Origin of the sequence: Paracoccus sp. SMMA_5_TC, from assembly GCF_009696685.2 — a bacterium.
Classification (GTDB): domain Bacteria; phylum Pseudomonadota; class Alphaproteobacteria; order Rhodobacterales; family Rhodobacteraceae; genus Paracoccus.
This window is the reverse complement of the sequence record NZ_CP102355.1, coordinates 1,643,745-1,668,588: the sequence shown is the minus strand read 5'-3', so window position 1 is coordinate 1,668,588 and position 24,844 is coordinate 1,643,745. Positions and strand designations below refer to the sequence as shown.

The window sequence follows — 24,844 nt, the reverse complement described above, 5'->3', positions numbered from 1 at the left end:
TCCATGACCCTGTCCGAACTGCCCCGCGCGCGGGATCTGCGCGCACCTCTGGATGAACTGATCGCCACCCATGGCCTGCTGCGGGTGACGGGTGAATTGCTGCGCGCGGCGCTGCGGCGGGGGCGAAACCGACCTCCGCCAGTCGATCACCTGTCAGAGCATCTGCGGCGCGACATCGGGCTGGACCCGGCCCAGCCGCGGATCTCGCAGCCCTGGGAACTGCGCTAGTCGCGTGTGGCGTTCGGCGGCGGGGTGATCGGGCCCCGCCGCAGGCGCGCCTCGCGCCAGGTGATATAACTGATGGCGCCGATCATGATGGCGCCGCCCACCAGCACCCAGATGTCCACCGGCTCGGCAAAGACCAGCGCGCCCAGCAGGCTGGCCCAGATCAGTTGCAGGAATGTAACCGGCTGGGTCACCTGCAGGGGCGCGCTGGCAAAGGCGCGCGTCATCGCATAATGCCCGGCGGTGGCGAAAAACGCGGTGCAGGCAAGGGTCGCGCATTGCAGCAGGCTGGGCGCCACCCAGTTCAAGGCCGCAATGGGCGCCAGCCCGATACAGACGGTCAGCGACATCATCGCCACCACCACGCTGGCCGGCACCCGCTCGGACAGGCGCTTTGCGACCAGATACGAGGCGCCAAAGGTGACAGAGGCGCCCAGCTGCGCCAGATGGCCGGGCGCAAGCTCGCGAAAACCGGGGCGCAGCACCACCATCGCACCGGCCAGAGCCACCAGAATGGCCAGGCCCCGCCGCCATGAGATGCGTTCGCCCATCAGCAACGCGGCGCCCAGCGTGACCACGATCGGGTTCAGAAAGCCGATGGCGGTCACCTCGGCCACCGGAATCCGGGCCATGGCAAAGAACCACAGGATCACCGCCAGCACATGCAGCGCGCCGCGCAGGATGAACAGCCGCCAGATTCGCGGCGAAAAGCCGCGCAACTGCGTGGGCCGCAGCACCGGCAGCAGAAACAGCAGACCAAAGGCAAAGCGGATAAAGGCACCCTCGGCGGCGGGTAGCGCCTGACCCAGCCAGCGCACCGTGCCGTTGACGGCCACGAAACACAGTCCCGCCGTCAGCATCCACAGGATGCCGATGATGTCCTGGCGTGTGCTGGGCGCGACTGCGGTCATGCCACAGTCGTGACCGGGATTGACCGCAGGTGCAAGCTTAGCCGTGCAGGATCAGCCCCAGCGCGATGGTCCACATCACCACACCCACCATCGCGTCCAGAACCCGCCACGCGCCCGGCCGCGCAAATAGCGGCGCCAGCAGCCGCGCCCCATAGCCCAGCGCAAAGAAGAACAGGACCGATCCCGTGACCGCCCCCAGCAGAAAGGCGGGCTTGTCCGGCCAACTGGCCGAGATCGAGCCCATCAGCACCACCGTATCCAGCCAGACATGCGGGTTCAGCCAGGTCAGCGCTGCAAGCACCGCCAAGGTGCTCGCCAGACCCGTCGCCCGCCCCGGCCCGGCCCGCAACGCATCGCCGCCGCGCCAGGCCGCGCCAAAGGCCCGCGCGCCATAGGCCAGCAGGAACACGACCCCGCCCCAGCGCATCGCCGCCATCACACCCGGCGCCTGCGCGGCCAGCGCGCCCGCGCCCATCACGCCGGCTGAGATCAGCAGGGCATCCGACAGCGCACAGAACAGGCATACCGCCAGCACATGCGCCCGCATCAAACCCTGTTTCAGGACAAAGGCATTCTGCGCCCCGATGGCCACGATCAGGGACAGGCTGGTGCCCATTCCGGCAAGATAACTGTGCATGACGACCCCCTTGCGGCCGTTGTTGTCATCTCGATACCGTTAAGACAAATTCAAAATTGTCGTTCAGATTAAGTTTTGCTAATGCTTGACTATCAGGCCCTGACCGCTCTTGCCGAAATCATCCGCCGCGGCAGCTTCGATGCCGCTGCTGCCGCCTTGGGGATCACACCCTCGGCGGTGTCGCAACGCATCCGCAGCCTGGAAGAGCGCCTGGGCCAGGTGCTGATCCATCGCGGCCCGCCGGCGACCGGCACGGAGATCGGGCTGCGGCTGATGCAGCATCTGGATCAGGTGCGGTTGCTGGAATCCACCCTGGACGCCGGCCTGCGTCCGCAGACGGGACCGGCAATGCTGCGCCTGGCGGTGAATGCCGACAGCCTGGCCACCTGGTTCCCGCCGGTGATGCAGGCGCTGGCGGTGCTATACGATCTGGTGGTGGACGATCAGGACCACGCCCGCGAGTGGCTGCGCCGGGGCGAGGTGGCGGCCGCGATCAGCTCCGTTGCCGATCCTGTGCCGGGCTGCGACGTGCATGCGCTGGGCCATATGCGCTATCTGGCGCTGGCGACGCCGGAGTTCGTCACCAGGCACTTCGCGCAAGGTCTGACCGAAGCCAGCCTGAGCCGCGCCCCGGCCATCATCTTCAACATGAAGGACGCTGCGCAGGCACGCTGGGCGCAGCTGGCCACCGGCCGACGACTGCATCCGACCGGCCACACCATTCCCTCATCCGAAGCTTTCGCCCGCGCAGTCGAACTTGGGCTGGGCTGGGGCATGGTGCCCGAAACCATGGCGCAACCGGCGCTGGATCAGGGGCGGCTGGTGCCCCTGCTTCCCGATCTGCCGCTGGATATTCCATTATACTGGCACGTCCAGCGCGCCATGGCACCGGCACTGGCCCCGCTGACCGCCGCCATCAGACAAAAAGCCGCAGCAGAACTGCTGCGGCCCTGATGACGGTCGGTTCCTGGCCCGAAGCTACAGCTGGGCGGCGACGTCGTCGGGAATGTCGAAATTTCCGGTGACGGTCTGGACGTCGTCATCCTCTTCCAGTGCGTCGATCAGCTTCATCAGCTTCTGCGCGGTTTCCAGATCGATCTGCGTGGGCGCCTGCGGTTTCCAGATCAGCTTGGCATGTTCGGATTCGCCCAGACTGGATTCCAGCGCATTCGCCACCTCGGCCAGGTCGGTGTCCGAGGTATAGATCCAATGCCCATCCTCGTCGCTTTCCACGTCTTCGGCGCCAGCCTCGATCGCGGCCATCATCACCGTATCGGCATCCCCGGCGCTGGCGGGATACAGGATCTCGCCCTTGCGATCGAACATGAAGCTGACCGATCCGGTCTGGCCCAGGTCGCCGCCGTATTTGGTGAAATAGCTGCGCACGTTCGAGGCGGTGCGGTTGCGGTTGTCGGTCATCGCCTCGACAATGATCGCGATACCGTTGGGGCCGTAACCTTCATAGCGGATTTCATCGTAGTTTTCCGCATCGCCGCCCTGGGATTTCTTGATCGCGCGATCGATCACGTCCTTGGGCATGGAGTTCGACTTGGCCTCCTTGACCGCCAGACGCAGACGCGGGTTCTTGTCGGGATCGGGGTCGCCCAGCTTTGCGGCGACGGTGATTTCCTTGGCCAGTTTAGAAAACAGCTTCGAGCGCAGCTTGTCCTGCTTGCCTTTGCGATGCTGAATATTGGCCCATTTGCTATGGCCTGCCATGATATATCCCAAATTCTGGATCTGTGCAGCGGCTTTTAGTCAGCCCGGTCCTGCGCTGCAAGCATTTGGCGCAGATCCTCCAGCACATAAAGCCGCAGCGCCGTCGCCAGCCCCACCTGCGGCGGACGAACGCCGTCGATGGCGGCAATCAGCGCGGCAGTGGTCATGCCCTCGCGGCGCGCGATCCGTCCCAGTTCGTGCCAGAACCCATCCTCGAGACTGACCGAGGTGCGATGGCCGCCGATCGTCACCGACCGTTTGCCGGGTGCCGACATCGGCGGCAGCGGACGCGGCGGGCGGTCAATCATCGTCCCTGTCGCGCCGGTGCTGATCCAGATGCAGGCGCGCGCGGTCAAGCGCCTGCTGTTCGGCCTGTTTCTGAGCCTTGCTGCGGCCAAAGCGGGCGGCGTTCTCGTCGCCCTGGCGCCGGGCGGCATCGCGGGCGGCCGCCTTGCGCGCCGCCCGCAGATTGATGACCTTGTCGGCCATTCCCGATCAATCCTCGGGGCCGATCATCTGTTCGGGGCGCACGATGCGGTCGAAGGTTTCGCCATCGACAAAGCCCAGGGCAATCGCCTCTTCGCGCAGGGTGGTGCCGTTCTTGTGCGCGGTCTTGGCAACCTTGGTCGCATTGTCATAGCCGATGGTCGGCGCCAGAGCCGTCACCAGCATCAGCGATTCCTTCATCAGCTTTTCGATCCGCGGAATATTGGCCTGGGTGCCCACCACCATGTTGTCGGTAAAGCTGGAGGCCGCATCGCCCAGAAGCTGCATCGACTGCAGGACATTGTAGGACATCATCGGGTTATAGACGTTCAGCTCGAAATGGCCCTGCGACCCGGCAAAGCCGACGGCAGCATCGTTGCCCATGACATGGGCGCAGACCATGGTCAGCGCCTCGGCCTGGGTGGGGTTGACCTTGCCGGGCATGATCGAGCTCCCCGGTTCGTTTTCCGGCAGGATCAGTTCGCCCAGACCCGAGCGCGGCCCCGAACCCAGCAACCGCATGTCGTTCGCGATCTTGAACAGCGAACCCGCCACCGTCTTGAGCGCGCCGGAGAAGAACACCATCGCATCATGCGCGGCCAGCGCCTCGAACTTGTTCGGCGCGGTCACGAAAGGAAGCCCGGTGATGCGCGCGATCTCGGCCGCGATCGCGGTGTCCCAGCCCTTTTTCGTGTTCAGCCCGGTGCCGACGGCAGTGCCGCCCTGGGCCAGTTCGTAGATGTCGGTCAGCGCCAGCTTGACCCGCTCGATCCCCTTGGCGACCTGATGGGCATAGCCGCCGAATTCCTGGCCAAGGGTCAGCGGGGTCGCATCCTGGGTATGGGTGCGGCCGATCTTGATGATATCGCGGAATTCCTCGGACTTGGCGACCAGCGCCTTGTGCAGCTTTTCCAGACCCGGCAGCAGCACGTCGCGCGCCTGCATGGCGATCGCCACATGCATCGCCGTCGGGAAGGTGTCGTTCGAGGACTGGCCCATGTTCACATGGTCGTTCGGATGGACCGGCTTCTTGCTGCCCATCTCGCCGCCCAGGATCTCGATGGCGCGGTTCGAGATCACCTCGTTGGCATTCATGTTCGATTGCGTGCCCGAACCGGTCTGCCACACCACCAGCGGAAAGTTGTCGTCGAACTTGCCGGCCACGACCTCTTGCGCGGCCTGCACCATAGCCTTGCCGATGGCCGGGTCCAGCTTGCCGCTGTCCATGTTCACCTGCGCCGCCGCCTGCTTGATCACGCCCAGCGCGCGGATGATCGGCACAGGCTGGCGTTCCCAGCCGATCGGAAAGTTCTGGATCGAACGCTGGGTCTGCGCGCCCCAGTATTTGTCGGCCGGAACTTCCAGCGGACCGAAGCTGTCGGTTTCGGTGCGGGTGGGTTTGGTCATGACATTGCTCCCTCACGATCTTGTGGGGTTCTAGGCAGAACGGTGGGGATTCGCAATCGGTATGCCGTGGTATGCGGAAATCGCCGCTACTTCCGCCACTTGTCCAGGCTGACCACCTCGGCCCCGCCCTTGGGGCTGTCATCCGAAGGATCCTCTTCGGGATCGTCCTCGGGGGATTCGTCCTCGTCGAGGTCTTCCTCGTGATTTTCAAAGCGCAGGCCGAATTCGACCGAAGGATCGACAAAGGTGCGCAGCGCCCTGAACGGAATTGCCAGCGGTTCGGGCGAATTGCCGAAGTTCAGCGTGATGCGGAACCCGTCCTCGTCCACCTCGAGGTTTTCGAACCAATGCTGGATGACGATGGTCATTTCCTCGGGATAGCGCTGGCGCAGCCAGTCGGCCATTTCGACATCAGGGTCGCGCGTGTCGAAGGTGATGAAGAAATGGTGCTCGCCAGGCAACCCATGCCGGGCGACCTCTTGCAGCACATCGGCGATCAGCCGCTGCATGGCGCGGTGCATCATTCCGCCGTAATCGATTCCCCGTGCCATGGCGTCCTCCGTCCTTTGGGGGTCAGCATAGGGAAATGAGACGGCTTGAAAAGCCCTGGCGAAGCGATTGGCGGGGCTGGAAAATGATAAAGGCGCCACTGGGGCGCCCGGCATCGTTTGCGGGAAAATTGGCGCGGTTGACGGGGCTCGAACCCGCGACCCCCGGCGTGACAGGCCGGTACTCTAACCAACTGAGCTACAACCGCGCATCTTTTCCGGCGATATCTTAAGGTGGTGGCGCGGTTGACGGGGCTCGAACCCGCGACCCCCGGCGTGACAGGCCGGTACTCTAACCAACTGAGCTACAACCGCGCAGACCACTTTCCCCAGATCGCCGTCCGGGGTGCGAGGGGGTTTACGCACGGGTGCAGGCGGCGTCAAGACCATATCTTGGAAAAAAGCCGAGGGCGCCCGGCAAGGCGCCCCCGTTCAATCCATGGATATTGAAAATCAAGGTTATTTCCGAACCGTCTTTTCGTCGAAATCCGGCAGAGCCTGCAGTTCTTCCTTGGTGTAGTTGGTGGCGAAGAAGGTGTCGTTGCCCACCGTGATCAGGTGAATCGCATCGGCACCCAGCAGCACCTTCTTGGCGCCAATGCCCAGGAAGCCGCCGATATCGGCGACATAGCCGACCAGCTGGCCCGAATCGTCCAGAACAATGTCGTTGACCTTGGCAATATCCTGCCAATCCGCGGGACGTTCGGTCACGGCAGGATCGACCCAGGCCGTCGAGGACGGTTGGTTCGTGGTCCAGATATGGCGGCCGGTCAACCAGCTGGACAGCATTCCGGGCTCGGCCTCGGAAATCGCCGGCGGATTCACATCGGGCGGCGTCACCGGCGCGGCCGCGGCAGCGTCATTTGCGGCATCCGCAGCATCCGAAGCCGCATCGGCCGCGGCATCGGCCGCGTCGGCAGCGTTCTCGGCGGCCGCTTCGCCCATGCCGGCGGCGGCATTCGCGGCATTGTCGGCCGCAGTCGCCGCTGCATCCGCAGCCGTGTCGGCAGCGGCGGCGGCGTCGTCCGCGGCCTGGGTGGCGGCGGCGCCGGCTTCGTCAGCAGCGGTTTCCGCCGCCTCGGCAGCGTTCTCGGCTGCGGTTTCCGCGGTGGCGGCGGCGTTCTCGGCGGCCTGTTCGGCATTGGGCATGGGCGTCGCGGTCTGCGCAAAGACCGGCGAAGCCAGGGCAAGCGTGGTGGCAGCGATGACAAGAGGTTTCATGGACGGCGTCCTTTCCGGTTGTCTTTTCGTTGATGACGGCGCCTGCCGTCTTACCCGCCCCTAACGTCGCCCAGCTTTGCTTTGTTCCCGCATGGTCCCCACCCCGCGATCACGCCGGCGTGAATCCGCCCACCGGTTTGCCACCTGCGCGTGTCATGCCCGACGCGGCGGATGACTGATCCGCCCGCCGCAGACCGGCCCGGGCGCGCCCGTGGTTCCCGGCCCCGAGGTCGGCAACCCCCGCAGCACCCGCACCGCCAGCCAACCGAATGCCTGCGCCTCGAGCATGTCGCCATCAAGGCCCGCCTGCTCGACCGGCGCCACCTGCGCCGAAAGCCGCGCCGCCAGCGCCGCCATCATGGCGCGGTTGTGGCGCCCGCCGCCGCAAACCAGCACCAGATCCGGCGCTTCCGCCACCTGCGCAAGCCCTGCCGCGACCGCCGCCGCTGCGGCATGGGTCAGGGTGGCGGCGGCATCGGCATCGGCCAGCCCGCTGACATCCAGTGCCCTGGCAAAGGCATCGCGGTCCAGGGACTTGGGCGCGGGGCGGGCAAAATAGGGGTGTTTCAGAAACTTTGCGATCACCGCTTCGTCCGGCCGGCCCTGTTCGGCCAGCGCCCCGCCGTCGTCACGGGCCTGGCGACGGCGCCGCTGCATCAGATCGTTCAGCGGGGCATTCGCCGGTCCGGTGTCGAAGGCCAGGCAGGCGCCCGGCGCCTCGGGGCCAGGGGCAGTCGGATCGACGATACTGATATTGCCGACCCCGCCCAGGTTCAGGAACGCGACGGGGCGCGGCGGCAGCTTTCCGCGCGCCACCGCCCATTCGGCACAGGCCCAATGAAAGAACGGGGCCAGCGGCGCGCCCTCGCCCCCCTGCCGCACGTCCTCGCGGCGAAAATCCCAGACCACCGGCCGGTCCAGCCGCCGGGCCAGCGCCGCACCGTCGCCAGCCTGATGCGTGCCACGGCCGCCGGGGTCATGGGCCAAGGTCTGGCCGTGATAGCCGATCACCTGCGCCTGCGGAAAGCCCTGGGCCAGCGCCGCATGCGCGGCCACCGACAGCCCGGCCGCCTCGGCCACGCCGGCACCACCGGGCCACTGACCCAGCGCCGCATGCAGCACCGCCGCCTCATTGTCGGAATAGGCGCGATAGGCGCAGGGTCCGAAGCCGCCGATGCGGATGCCGTCGGTTTCGATCAACGCCGCATCCACCCCGTCAAGCGAGGTTCCCGACATCATCCCCAGAGCCTGGATCATTCGCCTGTTCCCCTTTCATCCGTCCCCCGGTATATCCGCGCCATTGGAAAGGAACAGCCCATGACATACCGTGCCAAATCCGACTTTCTGCAAGTGATGATCGAACGCGGCTATCTGGCGGATTGCACCGACCTGCAGGCCCTGGACGAGGCGCTGATCGAAGGTCCGGTCACGGCATATATCGGCTATGACGCCACCGCGGCCAGCCTGCATGTCGGGCATCTGCTGAACATCATGATGCTGCGCTGGTTCCAGAAAACCGGCAACCGCCCGATCACCCTGATGGGCGGCGGCACGACCAAGGTCGGCGACCCCAGTTTCCGCAGCGAGGAGCGCCCGCTGCTGACGCCCGAAAAGATCGACGAAAACATCGCCGGCATGCAGCAGGTCTTTGCCCGCTATCTCGATTACGGCGATGGCCGGGCAATGATGCTGAACAATGCCGAATGGCTGGACGGGCTGAACTATCTGGATTTCCTGCGCGACATCGGCCGGCATTTCAGCGTCAACCGGATGCTGTCCTTTGAATCGGTCAAGTCGCGGCTGGATCGCGAACAGTCGCTGTCCTTTCTCGAATTCAACTACATGATCCTGCAAGCCTATGACTTTCTGGAACTGTATCGGCGCTATGGCTGCCGGCTGCAGATGGGCGGCAGCGACCAATGGGGCAATATCGTCAACGGCATCGACCTGACGCGGCGGGTGCTGGATGCGGAAATATGGGGCCTGACCTCGCCGCTGCTGACCACCTCGGACGGGCGCAAGATGGGCAAGTCGGCGGGCGGCGCGGTCTGGCTGAACGGCGCCATGCTGTCGCCCTATGAGTTCTGGCAGTTCTGGCGCAACACCACCGATGCCGATGTCGGCCGTTTTCTGAAACTCTATACCGATCTGCCGGTGGCCGAATGCGACCGTCTGGGCGCGCTGGCGGGGGCCGAGATCAACGCCGCCAAGATCATTCTGGCCAATGAGGTGACGACGCTGCTGCATGGCGCCGAGGCCGCCGCCCGCGCCGAGGCCACCGCGCGCGAGGTGTTCGAGCAGGGCGGCGCCGGCGGCGAGCTTGAGGTGGTGACCATTGCCGCCGACGCGCTGGCATCGGGGATCACCGTCGTCCAGCTGCTGGCGCAGACGGGCATCACCGCCTCGGGCAAGGAGGCCAAGCGCCTGATTGCCGAAGGCGGCCTGCGGCTGAACAACGCCGCTGTCAGCGACCCGCAGATGACCGTGGATGCCGCCCTGATCGGCGACGGGCTGAAGGTCTCGGTGGGCAAGAAAAAGCACCGGATGGTGCAGCTGGCCTGACAGCGGCGGGCGGCGGTCCGCCCCTGGATTGCCGCCCCCTTAGAACCGCCAGGTCGCGCCCAGGATCGGCCCGGCCATGGTCACATCCAGCCGCGTGCCACCGCTGCGGTAATCGACATTCAACTGCCGATAACCGGCCGAGACATAGAACCGGTCGTTGACGCGATAGTTCAACGTTGCCAGGAACTGACTGGTCTGTTCCGATCCGGCGCCGAAACCGCCGACATCGGCATAGAATATGGCGGACCAGTCGGGGGCCAGCTTCACATTCGCCCGCAGGGCGACGATCGGGTCCACGAAATCCTTGCCTGGCGACAACTGCACCGCACCACCGGCAACAGCCACGCGGCCCCGGATGTGCCAGGCGCGCAGACCGGCCAGCGCATCCATCGTCAGGCGCTGGTCGTCATGCACGCGCCAGCCCGCAAGCAGCGTCAGCGAACGCTGCGTCAGCTTGCCTTCGGCCGGAACCCCGGGGGGCAGCAGCCCATCCTTGGCGCTTTCCGACCAGCTGAGGTCGCCCAGCAGCACCAGCCGGTCCCGGCGCGCAAGCCCCGACACGAAGAATGCGCCGCGGCTGTCCTTGATCACCTCGGCCGGCGAACGGTCAAAGGACAGCGTCGGCGCACCCGAAAACGGCGTCAGATCGCCACCCAGCCCGACCCCCCAGACATAGGGAGTGATCTGGCCGCTCCATTCCTGCGCGGCCGCGGGCAGCATTCCGCCCGCCAGGATCGCCATTCCCAACCCCAAAGCCATGCGTGCCATCATCATCCCCCGTTACAAGCTGTTCTTGAAAAGCCGGCCGTCCTTCATGATCAGCCGCAGGTTGGTGCTGTCGGACAGCCAGTCCATGCTGGATTCGATATCGCCATCCACGACCAGCAGATCGGCCAGCGCGCCCGGCTCGATCACGCCCAGCCGCCCGTCATAGGGCGCGCGTGCGCCCGACAGTGCCAGCAGTTCCCCCGCCGCCCCGGTCGCGCGATGCAAGGCCGCCATTGGCGACATGAAACGGGCCAGCTTGGCCAGTTGCCGGCCCTGCGATTCGCCCCCGCCAAAGAGGATATCGGTGCCAAAGGCCCAGTTGACGCGATGCTTGTCGGCCCATTCAAAGGCTCGCAGGGTTCCGTCCGACACCGCCTTCTGCGCCGCGACCGCGACGGGATCGGTGTAGGTATTGGCATCCTCGTCTGCCAGGAACGGCTGGATCGACCACCAGGTTTCGGTATCGGCCATCAGCCGCACGGTATCCTCGTCGGCCAGCTGACCGTGTTCGATCGACCGCACCCCGGCCTCGATGCAGCGCTGTATCCCTGCCGAGGTATAGACATGGGCGCAGACATAGGTGCCCCAGTCGCGCGCGGCATCCACCGCGGCGCGCATCTCGGCCTCGGTGAATTGCAGCGACTCCAGCGGATCATAGGCCGAGGCGACACCGCCGCCGGCGGAAATCTTGATCTGGCTTGCGCCCTTCATCAGCTGTTCTCGGGTGCGCCGCAAAACTTCGGGGACACCATCGGCCAAAGCGGTCATGCCTTCGCGCGTCGCGTAATCGGCCGGGTCCGACGGCATCATCGGCAGCGCGTTGCGCAAGCGGAAATCGCCGTGCCCCGAGGTTTGCGACAGGATCGCCCCGGCGGGAAAGATGCGCGGACCCGTCACCACGCCGCGATCGATCGCCGCCTGCAAGCCAAAGGCAGGCCCGCCGACATCGCGCACCGTGGTAAAGCCGCGCATCAGCGTATCGCCAGCCTGCTTGCCGGCCATCAGATGGACAAACCCGATGTCCTGCGTCATCGCCGCGATCTGGCTGACCCCGACCAGGGTGGCATGCCAGTGGGTATCGATCAGCCCCGGAATCACCGTCCGCCCGCCGCAGTCGATGCGTTCGGCATCTGCCGGGCCTTGTCCGCCGGGTGGCAGAGCCACGATGCGCCCGCCCTGGACCAGGATGTCGCTGCCGGCATGAAGGATCGCGGCATGTCCGTCGAAATAGCGCAGATTGGTCAAAAGCAGCGGCCGGTCGGCGGGTTGCGCCCGCAATTCGCGCGGGGCTAGGCCGAAGCCCGCGAACATCCCCACCACCGCCGCCATGCCGCCGATCATCTGCCGGCGGGAAATATCGGCCTCGATCCGGGCCATGGCGGCCAGGGTGGCGGGGCTGCCGCATTGGCAAAACCGCAGCTTTTCGCCGGCGGAATGGGGTTCAAGGCAGGTCATGCACATGGCTGATATTTCGCCTGTTTTCTGGGTCTGTCATGACCTATTCCACGACGAAACCGCGTGCATGGCAAATGAAATCAAGCGCCGGGGCGGTCTATCCCCTGCCCCGCAGCGCCGCGGTCAAGACCCGGTCCAGCGCCTGCAGGAAACGCGCGCGCTCGGCCTTGCCGAATGAACCGCCGCGGCCTTGCAGGAACGGGTTTGCCGCCCGCAGGTCCTGCATCAGGTCGCGCGTGGCCAGCCGCGCACCGATATTGGCGGGGCTCAGCACCTCGCCGTCCGGCTGCACCACCTGCGCGCCGGCCTTGAGGCAGCGGTCGGCCAAGGGAATATCGGCCGTGACCACGACATCGCCCGGCCCGCAGCGCGCCGCGATCCATTGATCGGCGACATCCGGCCCCTCGGCCACGATCTGCACCGTGACCAGCGGATTGGGCGACGGTCGCAAGCCGCCGTTGCAGACCAGCACCATCGGCAGGCGCAGCCGGGTGGCGACACGCTCGGCCTCGGCCTTGACCGGGCAGGCATCGGCATCGATGTAAAGCGTGGTCATGCGCCCCCCGCCAGACCCGCCTGCCAGTCGCGCACCGCCTGCAGCGGCCACAGCAGCATCAGCACGTTCAGCGCCAGCCCGTCGCGGATCATCCAGATGGTCAGCGCCTCGAATCCCAGCACGATCAGCACCGAGGCCCAGACCGGCAGCCGCGCCGCCAACCAGAAGCCCAGCATCATCGCCAGAATATCGGCCACCGAGTTCAGCACGCTGTCGCCATAATAGTCCAGCGAGATGGTGACCGCGCGATAGCGCTCGATCACCGCGTCGGAATTCTCGACCAGCTCCCAGATCGCCTCGATCAGCGTGGCGATGGCCAGCCGCCAGCCCAGCGGCAGCCGCCGCGCCACCAGCCACAGCAGCGCATAGAACAGGATTCCGTGGATCAGATGCGAAGGCGTATACCAGTCGCTGATGTGCTGCGAATTCTCAGGGCTCATGGTCTGGCCATGCCACAGCTTGACCAGCCCGCATTTGCAGATCGGCTCGCGGCCGATCCACAGCAGCCAGGCGGCGGCAGCCACCACGATCAGCAGACTTGTCAGATAGGGTGAAAGGCGACGGGTCATGCCAGCGACAATGCACGCCCCGCGGCCGCTGTCCATGGCCATCGCGCAGGACTTGGCGACCGGCCCAGCGGCATTGCGCGGGGCCGGTCGAGATCAGCGCGCCTATTCGGTCACGGTGACCTTCAGCATGTAATCGGGGCCGATGACCGCGCCATTGGCGGCCGGATCGCCCTTCTTGATCGCGTTCAGCACGTCCCAGCCGTCGACCAGTTGCCCGACGGCGGTATATTGCCCGTCCAGAAACTCGGCCGGGGCCAGGTCGATAAAGAACTGGCTGTTGGCGCTGTCGGGATCCTGCGCGCGGGCCATGCCCACCGTGCCGGCCTGAAAGCTGACGTCGTTGAACTCGGCCTTCAGGTCGGGCAGGTTCGACCCGCCCATGCCGGCGCGCACGGTGTCGCCGCCGTGCTTGCCGAATTCGACATCGCCGGTCTGGGCCATGAAGCCGTCGATCACGCGGTGAAACACCACCCCGTCATAGGCGCCCGACTTGGCCAGCGTCACCAGCCGTTCGACATGCTTGGGGGCCTTGTCGTTGTAAAGGTCAAGCACGATCTTGCCTTTCGAGGCACCGGACGCGTCGGCCACCTCGATCACAAGGTTGGGGCCGGGGCCGTCGGTCACGCCCGGCAGGCCCGCGGCCTGCGCGGCGCAGGCAAGGAACACCAGGGCCGGGGCCAGCAGCTTATTCCACATCGGCAGCCACCTTCACCGAAATCATGCGATCGGGATTCGCCGGCGGCTCGCCGCGCGCGATCTTGTCGACATGTTCCATCCCCTCGATGACGCGGCCATAGACGGTATACTGGCCGTTCAGGAAATGGTTATCCTTGAAGTTGATGAAAAACTGGCTGTTGGCGCTGTTGGGGTTCATCGACCGCGCCGCGCCCAGGGTGCCGCGATCATGCGGCAAGCGCGAGAATTCGGCCGGCAGGTCCGGCAAATCGGAACCGCCCGTGCCCGCGCGACCCGGGTTGTAGTTGTTTTCCATGTTGGCGTGTTCGACATCGCCGGTCTGGGCCATGAAACCGTCGATCACCCGGTGAAAGGCGACATTGTCGTATTTCCCGGCGCGGGCCAGATCCTTCATCCGCTGGGTGTGCTTGGGGGCGACATCGGGCAGCAGTTCGATCACCACCCGCCCGTCCTTGAGCTGGATGATGATGGTGTTTTCGGGATCCTTGATCTCGGCCATGGGCGTCTCCTTCTGATGGCTTGGCGTCATGGATAAGCATTTCGCGCCCGCCAGACAACGCCAGCCTTGCCCGGCAAGGCGCCGCCGGGGGCGGTTGACGAAAATGTCATGATGCGGGAAAACCGCGCACGGCTGCGTGAGCCCGGCAGGAAAGGATGCGACATGGCGGATTTCAACACGATCGACGACCTGGATCTTGACGGCAAGGTGGTGCTGACCCGCGTGGACGTGAACGTGCCCGTGGAAAACGGTCAGGTCACCGATGCCACCCGGATCGAAAAGATCGTGCCCACCGTCAAGGACATCCAGGCCCGGGGCGGCATCCCGGTGCTGCTGGCGCATTTCGACCGCCCCAAGGGCAAGCGCGTGGACAGCATGAGCCTGCGTGTCGTGATTCCGGCGCTGGAACAGGCCCTGGGCCAGCCGGTGAAATTCGCCGAAGAGGCGATCGGCGGGCCGGCCAAGCGCGCCGTGGCCGAACTGCAGCCGGGTGACGTGCTGCTGTTGGAAAACACCCGTTTCTACCCGGGCGAGGAAAGCAATGACGCGACCTTTGCCGCCTCGCTGGCGGCGCTGGGCCAGGCCTATGTCAACGACGCCTTTTCCGCCGCCCATCGCGCCCATGCCTCGACCGAGGGTATCGCCCGGCTGATGCCCGCCGCCGCCGGCCGCTTGATGGAGGCCGAGCTGAAGGCGCTGGACGCGGCCCTTGGCAACCCGCAGCGCCCGGTGGTGGCAGTGGTGGGCGGGGCCAAGGTCTCGACCAAGCTGGAACTGCTCAGCAACCTGATCAGCAAGGTCGACCACCTGGTGATCGGCGGCGGCATGGCCAACACCTTCCTGGTCGCCCAGGGGATCGAGGTCGGCAAGTCGCTGGCCGAACGCGACATGGCCGACACCGCCCGCGACATCCTGGCCAAGGCCGAGGCGTCGGGGTGCAGCATCCACCTGCCCGTCGATGTGGTGGTCGCCCGCGAGTTCAAGGCCGGCGCCGATGCCGAAACCGTGCCCGCCGAGGCCTGCCCCCCTGATGCGATGATCCTGGATGCCGGGCCGCAAACCGTGGCCCACCTGCGCGAGGTATTCGAGGCCGCGCGCACCCTGATCTGGAACGGCCCGCTGGGCGCCTTCGAGATCGCGCCCTTCGACGCGGCGACCAACGCAGCCGCGCAAGAGGCCGCCCGCCTGACCCGCGAGGGCAAGCTGATCTCCGTCGCCGGGGGCGGCGACACCGTGGCAGCGCTGAACAAGGCCGGAGTCGCCGGCGACTTCACCTTCATCTCGACCGCGGGCGGTGCCTTCCTGGAATGGATGGAGGGCAAGGAACTGCCCGGCGTCGCGGCGCTGCAGAAACGCTGAACACGCAAGGGCCAGGGGGCAATCGTCCCCTGGTCTGTTGTCAGTTGTTGCCGGGCGTCGGCGCGGGCGCCGATACCGCCGGCGGCGGCGGCGCGTTCCGTTCGATGTCGCGGGATTCGGTATTCATCGACAGGATGAACAGGAACGTCCCGATGGCGATGACGAATGCCAGCGCCAGCACCGCAAAGAACGGTCGGTTCTGCCTGATCTGTTCGGGAATGCCCGCAGGATCCTCATTGGCCATGGCGTCCTCCTTGAGGTATGAGGCAGAAGTCAACGCGCCAGCGCGGGGCCGGTTCCCGTTAGCGCAATCCCGATTGCCCTTGCCGCCCGGCGTGCTAATCAGCCGCCATTCAGACATGGAGTTCCCGATGCAGATGACCGACACCGTCCGCAAGATCCTGGCGAATTACGAAGGGGAAACCCCCGGCGTAAAGGCCCAGCTGGCGCGGATGCTGATGACCGGCAAGCTGGCCGGCACCGGCAAGATGATCATCCTGCCTGTCGACCAGGGCTTCGAACATGGCCCCGCGCGCAGCTTTGCCCCGAACCCGGCGGGCTATGACCCCCATTACCACTATCAGCTGGCCATCGACGCCGGGCTGAACGCCTATGCCGCGCCGCTGGGCATGATCGAGGCCGGCGCGGACACCTTTGCCGGCCAAATCCCGACGATCCTCAAGGTGAACTCGGCCAATTCGCTGATGTCGGACACCGCCGGCAAGAACCAGGCAATCACCGCCTCGGTCGATGATGCGCTGCGGCTGGGCTGCTCGGCCATCGGCTTTACCATCTATCCGGGGTCCGACATGGCGCTGGACATGATCGAAGAGATCGTGGAAATGCGCAAGGAAGCCGCTGCCAAGGGCGTGGCCACGGTGATCTGGTCCTACCCGCGGGGCGAAGCGATCAGCAAGGATGGCGAAACCGCCATCGACATCGCCGCCTATGCCGCGCAGATCGCGGCGCTGATTGGCGCCCATATCATCAAGATCAAGCTGTCCACCGATCACCTCGAACTGCCCGAGGCGAAAAAAGTATACGAATCCAAGGGCATCGATATTTCGACCCAGGCCAAGCGCGTCGAGCACTGCATGCAGGCGGCCTTCAACGGCCGCCGGCTGGTGGTATTCTCGGGCGGGGCAGCCAAGGGAGCCGATGCCGTTTATGACGATGCCCGCGCCATTCGCGACGGCGGCGGCAACGGTTCGATCATCGGCCGCAACAGCTTCCAGCGTTCGCGCGAGGATGCGCTGGCGATGCTGGCCAAGCTGGTCGACATCTATCTGGGCAAGGCCTGAGATCACGCGCCGCGCCGGCCACGACCGGCGTCGGCCTGTCGCAAATCGGGCGTCCCGCGAAGGGGCGCCCTTTTCCTTTGCGGCGGAAACGCCTAGGTTCCGGGCAATCGGCAGAAGGATGGGTGCATGTCGTTTTTTTCCAAACTGCGCGACCGGTTGACGCGGTCCTCGTCAAGGATCGGCGCCGGGCTGGACGACATCGTGGCCGAGGGCGCGCCGCCAACGGCGGGCGAGGCCCCGGTTGCGCCCGCCGAAACCCCTGCCCCGGCCGCAGCCGCGCCTGCGGAAGCACCACCCGCGCCGCAGACCGAGGCCGAGCAGGCCCAGCGGTCCGGCCTGCTGGGTCGCCTGTTCGGACAGGCCGGCGCCGAGCCGCGGCGCGAACTTGACGACGAGATGCTCGAGCAGCTCGAGGAAATGCTGATCCAGGCCGACATGGGTGTGGAAACCGCGCTGCGCGTGACCGCCAATATCGCCGAAGGTCGCATGGGGCGGCGTATTTCGGCCAGCGAGTTGAAACAGCTGCTGGCCGAGGAAATCGCCCGGATCATGACGCCGGTGGCCAAGCCGCTGCCGCTATACCCCAAGCGGCCGCAGGTGGTGCTGGTGGTGGGCGTGAACGGATCGGGCAAGACCACCACCATCGGCAAGCTGGCCAGCCAGTTCAAGGCCGCCGGCAAGAATGTGGTCATCGCTGCCGGCGACACCTTCCGGGCGGCTGCGGTCGAACAGTTGCAGGTTTGGGGACGGCGCGCCGGCGTGCCGGTGATGACCGCACCCGAAGGCGCCGACCCCGCCAGCCTGGCCTTCGACGCCATGACCCGGGCCGAGGCCGAGGGCGCGGATCTGTTGATGATCGACACTGCCGGACGGTTGCAGAACCGCCAGGACCTGATGGAGGAACTTGCCAAGATCGTGCGGGTCATCCGCAAGAAAGACCCCTCGGCGCCCCACAATACCTTGCTGGTGCTGGACGCCACCACCGGCCAGAACGCCCTGAGCCAGGTCGAGACCTTTCAGAAACTGGCCGATGTGACCGGTCTGGTGATGACCAAGCTGGACGGCACCGCGCGCGGCGGCGTGCTGGTGGCGCTGGCCGACCGCTTTGGCCTGCCGATCCATGCCATCGGCGTCGGCGAACAGATCGACGATCTGGATGCCTTTGACGCCGGCGATTTCGCCCGCGCGCTGGTCGGTATCGGTGAGCCCGCGCGCTAGGCCGTGACCCGATCAAGGCTTGACCGGATGGGCCGCCGTGGTGGTGGTTGTTTCCGGGGTCACGTTGCCGGACGGGCTGGCCGAGGGCACGACCAGTTCCTGCGGCGGTGTGAAAGGCGCGGTCAGTTCTGCGGTGCCGCGCGCCTTGTCATAGATGCAGACATAGCGGTCAGCCGCACCATCGGGATGGCTGGTAATAAGCAACGCCGCCCCATAGCTTTCCGAGCCGAAGGGGTTCACCTCGATCGCCGTCTCGCCCCCTTGCGGGGCCAGGGCGGAACAGGCGGTCTCGACATCGGTGCGGAACTTTTCCCATTCGTCGGGGCCCGAGGCCAGAACCGGCCCCGCAACCAACATCAACAGCAGCGTCAATCGCATCGAAAGCTCCCCTTTTGACGATCAACGCCGCCAAAGGGGTCAGGGTTGCGTCAGGCCCAGTCGCGCCACGAAATCAGCCACCGCAGCGTCATCCCCTGCCGAAAGCGATCTGAACAACGTCGCCTGCGACCGCAGGATCGGTTCCGCCCCGATGACCTTCAGGTGATTGGCGCGCAGCGTTTCACCGGACGAGGTGATGTCGGCGATCGCCTCGGCGGTCAGATTGGCCACGGTGCCTTCGGTCGCACCCTGACTGTCGACCAGCTGATAATCGGCGACCTCTTCGGCTGAAAGCCAGGCGCGCACCAGCCGGTGGTATTTGGTGGCGATGCGCAGGCGAAAACCGTGCTGGGCGCGAAAATCACGGGCAATGGTGGCGAAGTCATCCAGCGTCTCGCAATCGCGCCAGCAGGCGGGAACCGCCAGGATCAGGTCGGCATGGCCAAAGCCCATGGGCGCCAGTTCCTGCACATGGCTGCGCCAACCGGCCAGCTTTTCGCGGATCAGGTCAGTGCCGGTTACGCCCAGATGGATGCGCCCGGCCTTGAGTTCGCGCGGGATTTCCCCGGCCGACAGCAGCACCAGGGCCACATTGTCCGCACCTTCGACGCGGCCGGCATATTCGCGTTCCGAACCCGCCCGGGACAGCGTGATGCCGCGCTGCGCGAACCAGTCGAAGCACTGTTCCATCAGCCGCCCCTTGGACGGCACCCCCAGGCGGATCATCCCAGCCCCCCCAGTTCATGGACAAGGCCGGGGCGGATGATGCCGCCCACCGCCGGAATGGAACGCCCCTGCGCCTGGCCCAGCACCGCCGCCAGCGCGTCATAGCGCCCGCCGGTGGCGACCGGCGGCCAGTCGGCCCGCCCCGGCGCCAGAAAGCTGAAGGTCATGCCGTCGTAATATTCCATGGTGTGACGGCCGTGGCTGGCATCGAAACGGATCGCCGCCACATCGATGCCGCGCGCCGACAGCAGGGTCAGGTTGCGGTCAAGCCGGTTCGCCGCCTCGGCAATGTCGGGAATTTCGGCGGCCAGCAGCCGCAGTTGCGCCAGCGCCTGTGGGGCCGGGGCATCGATGGCGAACAGCCGCTGCAGCCGCTCGACCCAGACCGGGGCCAGGGGGCTTTCCGCGCCGTCGGCCTCGAGCCGCTCGATCCGGGCCTGCATTTCCTCGGGCGAGCGCAGGCCGGTCCAAGGCGCCGAACTGGCGGGAAAGTCGCGCGGCGTGGCCGGGCTGGCAAAGCGTTCCAGCAACCGGGCAAAGCGACGCGGCCGCCAGATGTGATGCAGCAGCGCCGCCCGCCGCGCCCCCGACAAGGGCAGCGCCCGCACCGCATCCATCAACAGGTCCATGTCGCCCATCACCGCCTGCAACCGCAGGCCCGACAGGATGTCGTGAAACAGCGCGAAAACCTCGGCATCGGCATCGGGATCGCGGGCAAAAAGCTCGAACCCTGCCTGCAGGTATTCATTGTCGCGCGGGTGTTCGGGCTGATATTCGCCCTGGTCCTGCTTGCGAAACACCTCGCCCAGATAGCAGTAACGCGCGGGCTCGGCGCCGGATTGCATGTGCATCTGCACCACCGGCACGGTGAAATCGGGGCGCAGCATCACCTCGCCCCGGATCGGGTCCTGGGTCACATAGGCGCGGGCGCGAATATCCTCGCCATAAAGATCCAGCAGGGTTTCGGCGGGCAACAGCAGATCGGGGGCGACTTCCTGCGCCCCGGCGGCGCGAAAGGCCGCCAGGATCTGCTGGCCGATCGCCTGTTTCTCGCGCTTGCTCATCCCAGGATCCGCCGCACTTCGGACACCAGGGCGTCGCGGGGCACCTCGGTCTGGGCAGGCTGTGCCTTCCATTCTTCGTGGCTGGCCTGGGCGGCGATGCGCGCGCCCAGCACCAGATCCTTGACCTGGACCACGCCGCGCTCGGCCTCGGCCTGGCCCTGGATGATGGCGACCGGCGACTGGCGTTTGTCAGCGTATTTCAACTGGTTGCCAAAGTTCTTGGGATTGCCCAGATAGACTTCGGCGCGGATGCCGGCGGCGCGCAGTTCCGCTGCCATCGCCTGATAATCGGCCATGCGCTCGCGATCCATGACCGTCACCACCACCGGGCCCTTGTCCTGACCACCCATCAGCCCCTTGGCGCGCAGGGCCGCCAACAGGCGGTCCACGCCGATCGACACGCCGGTGGCGGGCACCTTCTGCCCGGTGAAACGCTCGACCAGCCCATCATAGCGCCCGCCCCCGGCGACGCTGCCGAACTGGCGCTTGCGGCCCTTGTCGTCCAGGATCTCGAAGGTCAGTTCGGCCTCGAACACCGGGCCGGTGTAATAGCCCAGGCCACGCACGATCGAGGGGTCGATGATCGCCCGATCCTCGCCCACGCCCATCGCGGACAGCATCCGGGCGATCTGGGCCAGTTCCTCGACCCCCTCGGCGCCCGCCTCCGAACCGCCGACGGCCGCGCGCAGATTGTCCAGCGTGCGGGCATTGTCGGCACCTTTCGAGGTCAGGAACGCCAGCACCGGCTCGGCCTGTTCCGGCGACAGCCCCACCCCCTCGATAAAGGCACCCGAGTCGTCGCGCCGCCCCTGGGTCAGCAGCTGGCGCACACCATCGGCGCCAACCTTGTCGAACTTGTCGATGGTGCGCAGCACGTCGTCGGCGGGCTTGCCGGCGGCCACGCCCATCGATTCCAGGATGCCGTTCAGCACCTTGCGGTTGTTGATGCGGATCAGGTAATCGCCGCGCCGGATGCCGGCATGTTCCAGCGCCGCCGCCAGCATCGCGCAGATTTCCGCATCCGCCGCGACCGAGGCCGAACCGACCGTATCGGCATCGCATTGATAGAACTGGCGGAAGCGGCCAGGGCCGGGCTTTTCGTTGCGCCAGACCGGTCCCATGGCATAGCGCCGGTAGGGGCTGGGCAAGTCGTTGCGGAACTGTGCCGCCACCCGCGCCAGCGGCGCCGTCAGGTCATAGCGCAGCGCCAGCCAGTCACCGCTGCCGCCGCCGGGCACCTCGGCCTCTTGCCAGGCAAAGACACCGGCATTGGGACGGTCTACGTCGGGCAGGAATTTCCCCAGCGCCTCGACAGTTTCCACGGCGCTGGTTTCCAGGGGGTCGAAACCGTGGCGATGATAGATTTCGGCGATGCGGTCCAGCATCTGCTTGCGCTCGGTCACATCAGCGCCGAAATAGTCACGGAACCCCTTGGGCGTCTCTGCCTTGGGCCGGGGTTGTTTCTTTTGATCTTTCGCCATGGTTTGCCTCGGGCTTTTCCATGCGGCGGTCTAGCGGATGGTGATGGCATGGACAAGCACGAGCGGATCGAGCGGCTTGAGGAGGCGGTAGCGCATCTGTCGCGTATCGCCGAGGATCTGTCCGAGGTCGTCGCCCGGCAAGAGGGCGAGATCGCGCGCCTGGCGCGCCGGGTCGGCCTGCTGATGGAACGCGAGGCCGAGCGCGAGGCCGAGACCGGCACCATCCCCCTTGCCGACCAGCGCCCGCCGCATTGGTGAGCGGGCGCCGAATGCGACCTTGCAGCTAGCGGTTCGCCGGTCCCAGACGCGGCCCGGCAGGCGCCGCGGGGGCCTGCGGTCGGGTCAGCGGCGGCTCGACGCCGCGCCCCGGCGCGGTATTGGCGACCGGCCGCATCGGCTGGCTGAAGGGCATGCGCCCCGGACCACCCAGCACCGTGGGCGCGGCGGATTGGGCGGGTTGCGACGCCGGCGCGTCTTGCTGCTGGGGTTCCGGCTGGGATTGCGACGCCTGCGCCGGCGGCGTCACGGGCGGCGTCACCGGCTGCGCCTGCGGACGTTCATGCCCGGCGCGGTCGTCATCGCCCGGCAGTCGGCGGCGAAAGATCAACAGGTTGTGATAGACCGTGGTGCGCCCGGTCAGGCCCGAACGTTCCTCGGCCGGCAGGGTTTCGGCGCGCAGGTATTCCCAGCCGTCGCCGGCCATGGCGTTCAATGTCTCGGCCAAGGTGGCGGCGAAACGCTCGATGCCGCTGCGCGCGCCGCGCAGCTTTTCGCCGCGGGCCGGCGCGGGAATGACGGTATATTCATAACTGCTCATGCGAGGGCCTTTCGCTTTGCGGCGCAGGTTAGGCGCAAACCGCATCCAAGGGAAGCGCGACGCGGTGTTTGCACCGGTTGCCTAGCGCCGGCGGGTGATGCCTTCGATCGGTGGCAGCGGCACCGGCTGGGTCACACGCTGCGGATCGCGGCGTTCGTAAAAGGCATTGCCGCCCGCAGTCAGCACATAGTGCATGTTGTCATAGCCAAAGCGATGGCTGGCGGCGTGAAAGAACATCGCCTTGCCGATCAGGGGGTGGCGTTCGCCATGCATCACCGCACGCGCGGCCTCGCGCACATCCGGCATGGCCCGCGAATTCATCTTGCGCGTCATGATGCCCGGCGCGAACTGGTTCTTCTGCCCGACCACCCCGCAGACCGAGCGTGGATAGCGGCCGGATTCCACGCGGTTCATCACCACGCTGCCCACGGCGATCATGCCATCGCGGCTGGAACGGTTGGATTCAAAGAACATGGCGCGTTCCATGCATTCCAGTTCGGAATGGCGCCGGCCCAGGCCGCAGCCGGCCAGGGTGGCAACCGACAGGACCAGCGCAAGCGCCGCCCGGGTCGAGACGTGGGTAAGGGACATGGTCGATGATTCCGCTGCTCGGCAGTGCCGTTATTATCCTTGGGCACAGATTAGCAGCAGGGCCGGCGTCTGGGCAACGCCCCAGCGCCGGCACATGAGACAGGATTATTGCCCCAGCTTTTGGCTGACCAGTTCCTGGACTGCGGCAGGATTGGCCTTGCCGCCGGTAGCCTTCAGCACCTGGCCGACGAACCAGCCCGCCAGCTTCGGATTGGCCTTGGCCTTTTCGACCTGCGCGGGATTGGCGGCGATGATTTCGTCCACGGCCTTTTCGATTGCACCCAGATCGGTGACCTGCTTCATGCCGCGCGCTTCGACGATCTGCGCGGGATCGCCCCCCTCGGTCCAAAGGATCTCGAACAGATCCTTGGCGATCTTGCCCGAAATCTGGCCACTTGCGATCAGGTCGATCACCCCGCCAAGCTGCTGGCTGGACACCGGAGAGCTGTCGATGCTCAGCCCCTGCTTGTTCAGTCGGCCGAACAGTTCGTTGATGACCCAGTTTGCCGCCATCTTGCCGTCGCGCCCGGCGGCCACGGCCTCGAAATAATCGGCATTCTCGACCTCGGCGGTCAGAACGCCAGCGTCATATTCCGACAGGCCCAGTTCGGTGACAAATCGCGCCTTCTTGGCATCGGGCAGTTCCGGCATCCCGGCGGCAATGGCATCGACCCATTCCTGATCGATATCCAGCGGCAGCAGGTCGGGATCGGGGAAATAGCGATAGTCATGCGCTTCCTCTTTCGAGCGCATGCTGCGCGTCTGGCCCCGGTCGGGATCGTAAAGCCGGGTTTCCTGCACGACCGTTCCGCCATCCTCCAGAATGGCGATCTGGCGACGGGCCTCGTATTCGATGGCCTGCTGGATGAAGCGCATCGAGTTCATGTTCTTGATCTCGCAGCGGGTGCCCAGATGGCGGAAATCGCCGGTCTGCTGATAGCGTTCATAGGCGCCGGGCGGGCAGACGCTGACGTTCACGTCGGCGCGCAGGTTGCCGTTCTGCATGTTGCCGTCGCAGGTGCCCAGATAGCGCATGATCTGGCGCAGCTTGGCAACATAGGCGGCGGCTTCCTCGGGGCCGCGGATGTCGGGACGGCTGACGATTTCCATCAGCGCAACCCCGGTGCGGTTCAGGTCCACGAAGGACATGTTCGGATCCATGTCATGGATCGACTTGCCGGCATCCTGCTCCAGGTGGATGCGCTCGATGCGCACGCGACGGGCAACGCCGGGCCCCATGTCCACGATCACCTCGCCCTCGCCCACGATGGGGTGGTAAAGCTGGCTGATCTGATAGCCCTGCGGCAGGTCGGGATAGAAATAGTTCTTGCGGTCGAAGGCGCTGCGCAGGTTGATCGCCGCCTTCAGCCCCAGCCCGGTCTTGACCGCCTGGGCCACGCAGAATTCGTTGATGACGGGCAGCATCCCCGGCATCCCGGCATCGACGAAGGCCACGTTGCTGTTCGGCTCGGCCCCGAAACTGGTCGAGGCGCCCGAGAACAGCTTGGCGTTGGAACTGACCTGGGCATGCACCTCCAGCCCGATGACCAGTTCCCAGTCCTGTTTCGCACCCTGGATGACCTTGGGTTCCGGGGCGGTATAGGTCAGATGATCGAGCATGGCACTTTCCTTGGCATTTGGCGGCTGTTC

30 protein-coding genes and 2 tRNA genes are annotated in these 24,844 nt (G+C 66.1%); 7 read left to right on the top strand and 25 right to left on the bottom strand.

What is annotated here, in order from left to right; all coding sequences use genetic code 11:
- The first annotated feature begins 3 nt into the window (after nt 1-3).
- Nucleotides 4-228 (top strand): hypothetical protein, encoded by a 225-nt coding sequence (locus tag GB880_RS08620; protein WP_154493766.1) that lies wholly within the window; start codon nt 4-6, stop codon nt 226-228.
- Here GB880_RS08620 and GB880_RS08615 read toward each other — a convergent pair.
- Both GB880_RS08615 and GB880_RS08610 read right to left on the bottom strand, forming a co-directional pair.
- Complete coding sequence (locus tag GB880_RS08615) at nt 225-1,136, bottom strand: DMT family transporter (protein WP_195840725.1); 912 nt, start codon at nt 1,134-1,136, stop codon at nt 225-227. The genes GB880_RS08620 and GB880_RS08615 overlap by 4 nt on opposite strands.
- A 37-nt stretch (nt 1,137-1,173) precedes the next feature.
- Nucleotides 1,174-1,773: a LysE/ArgO family amino acid transporter gene (locus tag GB880_RS08610; RefSeq protein ID WP_263467050.1), complete on the bottom strand. Its 600-nt coding sequence runs from the start codon at nt 1,771-1,773 to the stop codon at nt 1,174-1,176.
- Between the two features lie 81 nt (nt 1,774-1,854).
- Here GB880_RS08610 and GB880_RS08605 point away from each other — a divergent pair, with 81 nt between their 5' ends.
- Nucleotides 1,855-2,727: a LysR family transcriptional regulator ArgP gene (locus GB880_RS08605; protein WP_154494451.1), complete on the top strand. Its 873-nt coding sequence runs from the start codon at nt 1,855-1,857 to the stop codon at nt 2,725-2,727.
- 24 nt (nt 2,728-2,751) lie between these two features.
- Here the strand turns inward: GB880_RS08605 and GB880_RS08600 are convergent, their stop codons facing one another.
- The 9 genes from GB880_RS08600 to GB880_RS08560 form a co-directional block, all read right to left on the bottom strand.
- Nucleotides 2,752-3,492, bottom strand: coding sequence for a YebC/PmpR family DNA-binding transcriptional regulator (locus GB880_RS08600; RefSeq protein ID WP_154494452.1), 741 nt, complete (start codon nt 3,490-3,492; stop codon nt 2,752-2,754).
- Nucleotides 3,493-3,527: 35 nt separating this feature from the next.
- On the bottom strand, nt 3,528-3,800 hold the full coding sequence (locus GB880_RS08595) for a ribbon-helix-helix domain-containing protein (protein ID WP_154494453.1): 273 nt from the start codon (nt 3,798-3,800) through the stop codon (nt 3,528-3,530).
- Nucleotides 3,793-3,981, bottom strand: coding sequence for a DUF4169 family protein (locus tag GB880_RS08590; protein WP_154494454.1), 189 nt, complete (start codon nt 3,979-3,981; stop codon nt 3,793-3,795). The genes GB880_RS08595 and GB880_RS08590 overlap by 8 nt, the downstream gene beginning before the upstream one ends.
- Before the next feature lie 6 nt (nt 3,982-3,987).
- Nucleotides 3,988-5,385, bottom strand: coding sequence for a class II fumarate hydratase (gene fumC / locus GB880_RS08585; RefSeq protein WP_154494455.1), 1,398 nt, complete (start codon nt 5,383-5,385; stop codon nt 3,988-3,990).
- Between the two features lie 86 nt (nt 5,386-5,471).
- Nucleotides 5,472-5,936 (bottom strand): SspB family protein, encoded by a 465-nt coding sequence (locus tag GB880_RS08580; protein WP_154494456.1) that lies wholly within the window; start codon nt 5,934-5,936, stop codon nt 5,472-5,474.
- Nucleotides 5,937-6,065: 129 nt separating this feature from the next.
- Nucleotides 6,066-6,142 (bottom strand) — tRNA-Asp (locus tag GB880_RS08575).
- Nucleotides 6,143-6,171: 29 nt separating this feature from the next.
- A tRNA-Asp gene (locus GB880_RS08570) sits at nt 6,172-6,248 on the bottom strand.
- 144 nt (nt 6,249-6,392) lie between these two features.
- Complete coding sequence (locus GB880_RS08565; protein ID WP_154550653.1) at nt 6,393-7,154, bottom strand: PRC-barrel domain-containing protein; 762 nt, start codon at nt 7,152-7,154, stop codon at nt 6,393-6,395.
- A gap of 153 nt (nt 7,155-7,307) precedes the next feature.
- Nucleotides 7,308-8,411: an anhydro-N-acetylmuramic acid kinase gene (locus GB880_RS08560; RefSeq protein WP_154550654.1), complete on the bottom strand. Its 1,104-nt coding sequence runs from the start codon at nt 8,409-8,411 to the stop codon at nt 7,308-7,310.
- Nucleotides 8,412-8,471: 60 nt separating this feature from the next.
- Here GB880_RS08560 and tyrS point away from each other — a divergent pair, with 60 nt between their 5' ends.
- Nucleotides 8,472-9,716: a tyrosine--tRNA ligase gene (gene tyrS / locus GB880_RS08555; RefSeq protein ID WP_154494227.1), complete on the top strand. Its 1,245-nt coding sequence runs from the start codon at nt 8,472-8,474 to the stop codon at nt 9,714-9,716.
- A 39-nt stretch (nt 9,717-9,755) separates the two neighbouring features.
- Here the strand turns inward: tyrS and GB880_RS08550 are convergent, their stop codons facing one another.
- The 6 genes from GB880_RS08550 to GB880_RS08525 form a co-directional block, all read right to left on the bottom strand.
- Nucleotides 9,756-10,484 (bottom strand): hypothetical protein, encoded by a 729-nt coding sequence (locus tag GB880_RS08550; RefSeq protein WP_229774454.1) that lies wholly within the window; start codon nt 10,482-10,484, stop codon nt 9,756-9,758.
- Nucleotides 10,485-10,496: 12 nt separating this feature from the next.
- A complete protein-coding gene (locus GB880_RS08545; protein WP_229774455.1) occupies nt 10,497-11,939 on the bottom strand; it encodes a metal-dependent hydrolase family protein in 1,443 nt (480 codons plus the stop codon).
- Between the two features lie 97 nt (nt 11,940-12,036).
- The gene (locus GB880_RS08540; RefSeq protein ID WP_154494229.1) at nt 12,037-12,495 is read right to left on the bottom strand and encodes a YaiI/YqxD family protein; all 459 of its coding nucleotides are present in this window, start codon (nt 12,493-12,495) and stop codon (nt 12,037-12,039) included.
- On the bottom strand, nt 12,492-13,064 hold the full coding sequence (locus GB880_RS08535) for a DUF2585 domain-containing protein (RefSeq protein WP_154494230.1): 573 nt from the start codon (nt 13,062-13,064) through the stop codon (nt 12,492-12,494). The genes GB880_RS08540 and GB880_RS08535 overlap by 4 nt, the downstream gene beginning before the upstream one ends.
- 102 nt (nt 13,065-13,166) lie before the next feature.
- The gene (locus GB880_RS08530) at nt 13,167-13,760 is read right to left on the bottom strand and encodes a peptidylprolyl isomerase (RefSeq protein ID WP_154494231.1); all 594 of its coding nucleotides are present in this window, start codon (nt 13,758-13,760) and stop codon (nt 13,167-13,169) included.
- Nucleotides 13,750-14,259: a peptidylprolyl isomerase gene (locus tag GB880_RS08525; protein ID WP_154494232.1), complete on the bottom strand. Its 510-nt coding sequence runs from the start codon at nt 14,257-14,259 to the stop codon at nt 13,750-13,752. The genes GB880_RS08530 and GB880_RS08525 overlap by 11 nt, the downstream gene beginning before the upstream one ends.
- A gap of 162 nt (nt 14,260-14,421) precedes the next feature.
- Here GB880_RS08525 and GB880_RS08520 point away from each other — a divergent pair, with 162 nt between their 5' ends.
- A complete protein-coding gene (locus GB880_RS08520) occupies nt 14,422-15,618 on the top strand; it encodes a phosphoglycerate kinase (RefSeq protein WP_154494233.1) in 1,197 nt (398 codons plus the stop codon).
- A 40-nt stretch (nt 15,619-15,658) separates the two neighbouring features.
- On the opposite strand, the gene GB880_RS08515 is transcribed toward GB880_RS08520, so the two are convergent.
- Complete coding sequence (locus GB880_RS08515; protein WP_154494234.1) at nt 15,659-15,862, bottom strand: hypothetical protein; 204 nt, start codon at nt 15,860-15,862, stop codon at nt 15,659-15,661.
- A gap of 127 nt (nt 15,863-15,989) precedes the next feature.
- Between GB880_RS08515 and GB880_RS08510 the strand changes: the two genes are divergently transcribed.
- Both GB880_RS08510 and ftsY read left to right on the top strand, forming a co-directional pair.
- Nucleotides 15,990-16,919 carry a class I fructose-bisphosphate aldolase gene (locus GB880_RS08510; protein ID WP_154494235.1) on the top strand — a complete coding sequence of 310 codons (930 nt, stop codon included), beginning with the start codon at nt 15,990-15,992 and terminating at the stop codon, nt 16,917-16,919.
- A gap of 126 nt (nt 16,920-17,045) precedes the next feature.
- Complete coding sequence (ftsY, locus tag GB880_RS08505; RefSeq protein WP_263467049.1) at nt 17,046-18,137, top strand: signal recognition particle-docking protein FtsY; 1,092 nt, start codon at nt 17,046-17,048, stop codon at nt 18,135-18,137.
- 12 nt (nt 18,138-18,149) lie between these two features.
- Here the strand turns inward: ftsY and GB880_RS08500 are convergent, their stop codons facing one another.
- Genes GB880_RS08500 through hisS form a run of 4 tightly spaced genes read right to left on the bottom strand, consistent with a single transcriptional unit; the run spans nt 18,150 to nt 21,786 of the window.
- On the bottom strand, nt 18,150-18,515 hold the full coding sequence (locus GB880_RS08500) for a hypothetical protein (protein WP_154494477.1): 366 nt from the start codon (nt 18,513-18,515) through the stop codon (nt 18,150-18,152).
- A gap of 39 nt (nt 18,516-18,554) precedes the next feature.
- The gene (gene hisG / locus GB880_RS08495; RefSeq protein WP_154494476.1) at nt 18,555-19,241 is read right to left on the bottom strand and encodes an ATP phosphoribosyltransferase; all 687 of its coding nucleotides are present in this window, start codon (nt 19,239-19,241) and stop codon (nt 18,555-18,557) included.
- Nucleotides 19,238-20,305, bottom strand: coding sequence for an ATP phosphoribosyltransferase regulatory subunit (locus GB880_RS08490; RefSeq protein ID WP_154494475.1), 1,068 nt, complete (start codon nt 20,303-20,305; stop codon nt 19,238-19,240). Before GB880_RS08490 ends, hisG begins: the two co-directional genes overlap by 4 nt.
- Nucleotides 20,302-21,786 (bottom strand): histidine--tRNA ligase, encoded by a 1,485-nt coding sequence (gene hisS / locus GB880_RS08485; protein ID WP_154494474.1) that lies wholly within the window; start codon nt 21,784-21,786, stop codon nt 20,302-20,304. The genes GB880_RS08490 and hisS overlap by 4 nt, the downstream gene beginning before the upstream one ends.
- Nucleotides 21,787-21,834: 48 nt before the next feature.
- Between hisS and GB880_RS08480 the strand changes: the two genes are divergently transcribed.
- Nucleotides 21,835-22,044 carry a SlyX family protein gene (locus GB880_RS08480; RefSeq protein WP_263467048.1) on the top strand — a complete coding sequence of 70 codons (210 nt, stop codon included), beginning with the start codon at nt 21,835-21,837 and terminating at the stop codon, nt 22,042-22,044.
- Between the two features lie 25 nt (nt 22,045-22,069).
- On the opposite strand, the gene GB880_RS08475 is transcribed toward GB880_RS08480, so the two are convergent.
- From GB880_RS08475 to gatB, 3 genes are all read right to left on the bottom strand, one after another.
- Complete coding sequence (locus tag GB880_RS08475) at nt 22,070-22,603, bottom strand: DUF4177 domain-containing protein (RefSeq protein WP_263467047.1); 534 nt, start codon at nt 22,601-22,603, stop codon at nt 22,070-22,072.
- A gap of 81 nt (nt 22,604-22,684) precedes the next feature.
- Nucleotides 22,685-23,194, bottom strand: a complete 510-nt coding sequence (locus tag GB880_RS08470; protein ID WP_154494480.1) for a cell wall hydrolase — start codon at nt 23,192-23,194, stop codon at nt 22,685-22,687.
- A 105-nt stretch (nt 23,195-23,299) separates the two neighbouring features.
- Nucleotides 23,300-24,814: an Asp-tRNA(Asn)/Glu-tRNA(Gln) amidotransferase subunit GatB gene (gene gatB / locus GB880_RS08465; RefSeq protein ID WP_154494479.1), complete on the bottom strand. Its 1,515-nt coding sequence runs from the start codon at nt 24,812-24,814 to the stop codon at nt 23,300-23,302.
- Between the last annotated feature and the right edge of the window lie 30 nt (nt 24,815-24,844).

Coding starts and splice junctions, on each gene's coding strand:
- GB880_RS08620 (WP_154493766.1), top strand. CDS start 4: ATGACCCTGTCCGAACTGCCCCGCGCGCGGGATCTGCGCGCACCTCTG.
- GB880_RS08615 (WP_195840725.1), bottom strand. CDS start 1,136: ATGACCGCAGTCGCGCCCAGCACACGCCAGGACATCATCGGCATCCTG.
- GB880_RS08610 (WP_263467050.1), bottom strand. CDS start 1,773: ATGCACAGTTATCTTGCCGGAATGGGCACCAGCCTGTCCCTGATCGTG.
- GB880_RS08605 (WP_154494451.1), top strand. CDS start 1,855: ATGCTTGACTATCAGGCCCTGACCGCTCTTGCCGAAATCATCCGCCGC.
- GB880_RS08600 (WP_154494452.1), bottom strand. CDS start 3,492: ATGGCAGGCCATAGCAAATGGGCCAATATTCAGCATCGCAAAGGCAAG.
- GB880_RS08595 (WP_154494453.1), bottom strand. CDS start 3,800: ATGATTGACCGCCCGCCGCGTCCGCTGCCGCCGATGTCGGCACCCGGC.
- GB880_RS08590 (WP_154494454.1), bottom strand. CDS start 3,981: ATGGCCGACAAGGTCATCAATCTGCGGGCGGCGCGCAAGGCGGCCGCC.
- fumC (WP_154494455.1), bottom strand. CDS start 5,385: ATGACCAAACCCACCCGCACCGAAACCGACAGCTTCGGTCCGCTGGAA.
- GB880_RS08580 (WP_154494456.1), bottom strand. CDS start 5,936: ATGGCACGGGGAATCGATTACGGCGGAATGATGCACCGCGCCATGCAG.
- GB880_RS08565 (WP_154550653.1), bottom strand. CDS start 7,154: ATGAAACCTCTTGTCATCGCTGCCACCACGCTTGCCCTGGCTTCGCCG.
- GB880_RS08560 (WP_154550654.1), bottom strand. CDS start 8,411: ATGATCCAGGCTCTGGGGATGATGTCGGGAACCTCGCTTGACGGGGTG.
- tyrS (WP_154494227.1), top strand. CDS start 8,472: ATGACATACCGTGCCAAATCCGACTTTCTGCAAGTGATGATCGAACGC.
- GB880_RS08550 (WP_229774454.1), bottom strand. CDS start 10,484: ATGGCACGCATGGCTTTGGGGTTGGGAATGGCGATCCTGGCGGGCGGA.
- GB880_RS08545 (WP_229774455.1), bottom strand. CDS start 11,939: ATGACCTGCCTTGAACCCCATTCCGCCGGCGAAAAGCTGCGGTTTTGC.
- GB880_RS08540 (WP_154494229.1), bottom strand. CDS start 12,495: ATGACCACGCTTTACATCGATGCCGATGCCTGCCCGGTCAAGGCCGAG.
- GB880_RS08535 (WP_154494230.1), bottom strand. CDS start 13,064: ATGACCCGTCGCCTTTCACCCTATCTGACAAGTCTGCTGATCGTGGTG.
- GB880_RS08530 (WP_154494231.1), bottom strand. CDS start 13,760: ATGTGGAATAAGCTGCTGGCCCCGGCCCTGGTGTTCCTTGCCTGCGCC.
- GB880_RS08525 (WP_154494232.1), bottom strand. CDS start 14,259: ATGGCCGAGATCAAGGATCCCGAAAACACCATCATCATCCAGCTCAAG.
- GB880_RS08520 (WP_154494233.1), top strand. CDS start 14,422: ATGGCGGATTTCAACACGATCGACGACCTGGATCTTGACGGCAAGGTG.
- GB880_RS08515 (WP_154494234.1), bottom strand. CDS start 15,862: ATGGCCAATGAGGATCCTGCGGGCATTCCCGAACAGATCAGGCAGAAC.
- GB880_RS08510 (WP_154494235.1), top strand. CDS start 15,990: ATGCAGATGACCGACACCGTCCGCAAGATCCTGGCGAATTACGAAGGG.
- ftsY (WP_263467049.1), top strand. CDS start 17,046: ATGTCGTTTTTTTCCAAACTGCGCGACCGGTTGACGCGGTCCTCGTCA.
- GB880_RS08500 (WP_154494477.1), bottom strand. CDS start 18,515: ATGCGATTGACGCTGCTGTTGATGTTGGTTGCGGGGCCGGTTCTGGCC.
- hisG (WP_154494476.1), bottom strand. CDS start 19,241: ATGATCCGCCTGGGGGTGCCGTCCAAGGGGCGGCTGATGGAACAGTGC.
- GB880_RS08490 (WP_154494475.1), bottom strand. CDS start 20,305: ATGAGCAAGCGCGAGAAACAGGCGATCGGCCAGCAGATCCTGGCGGCC.
- hisS (WP_154494474.1), bottom strand. CDS start 21,786: ATGGCGAAAGATCAAAAGAAACAACCCCGGCCCAAGGCAGAGACGCCC.
- GB880_RS08480 (WP_263467048.1), top strand. CDS start 21,835: ATGGACAAGCACGAGCGGATCGAGCGGCTTGAGGAGGCGGTAGCGCAT.
- GB880_RS08475 (WP_263467047.1), bottom strand. CDS start 22,603: ATGAGCAGTTATGAATATACCGTCATTCCCGCGCCGGCCCGCGGCGAA.
- GB880_RS08470 (WP_154494480.1), bottom strand. CDS start 23,194: ATGTCCCTTACCCACGTCTCGACCCGGGCGGCGCTTGCGCTGGTCCTG.
- gatB (WP_154494479.1), bottom strand. CDS start 24,814: ATGCTCGATCATCTGACCTATACCGCCCCGGAACCCAAGGTCATCCAG.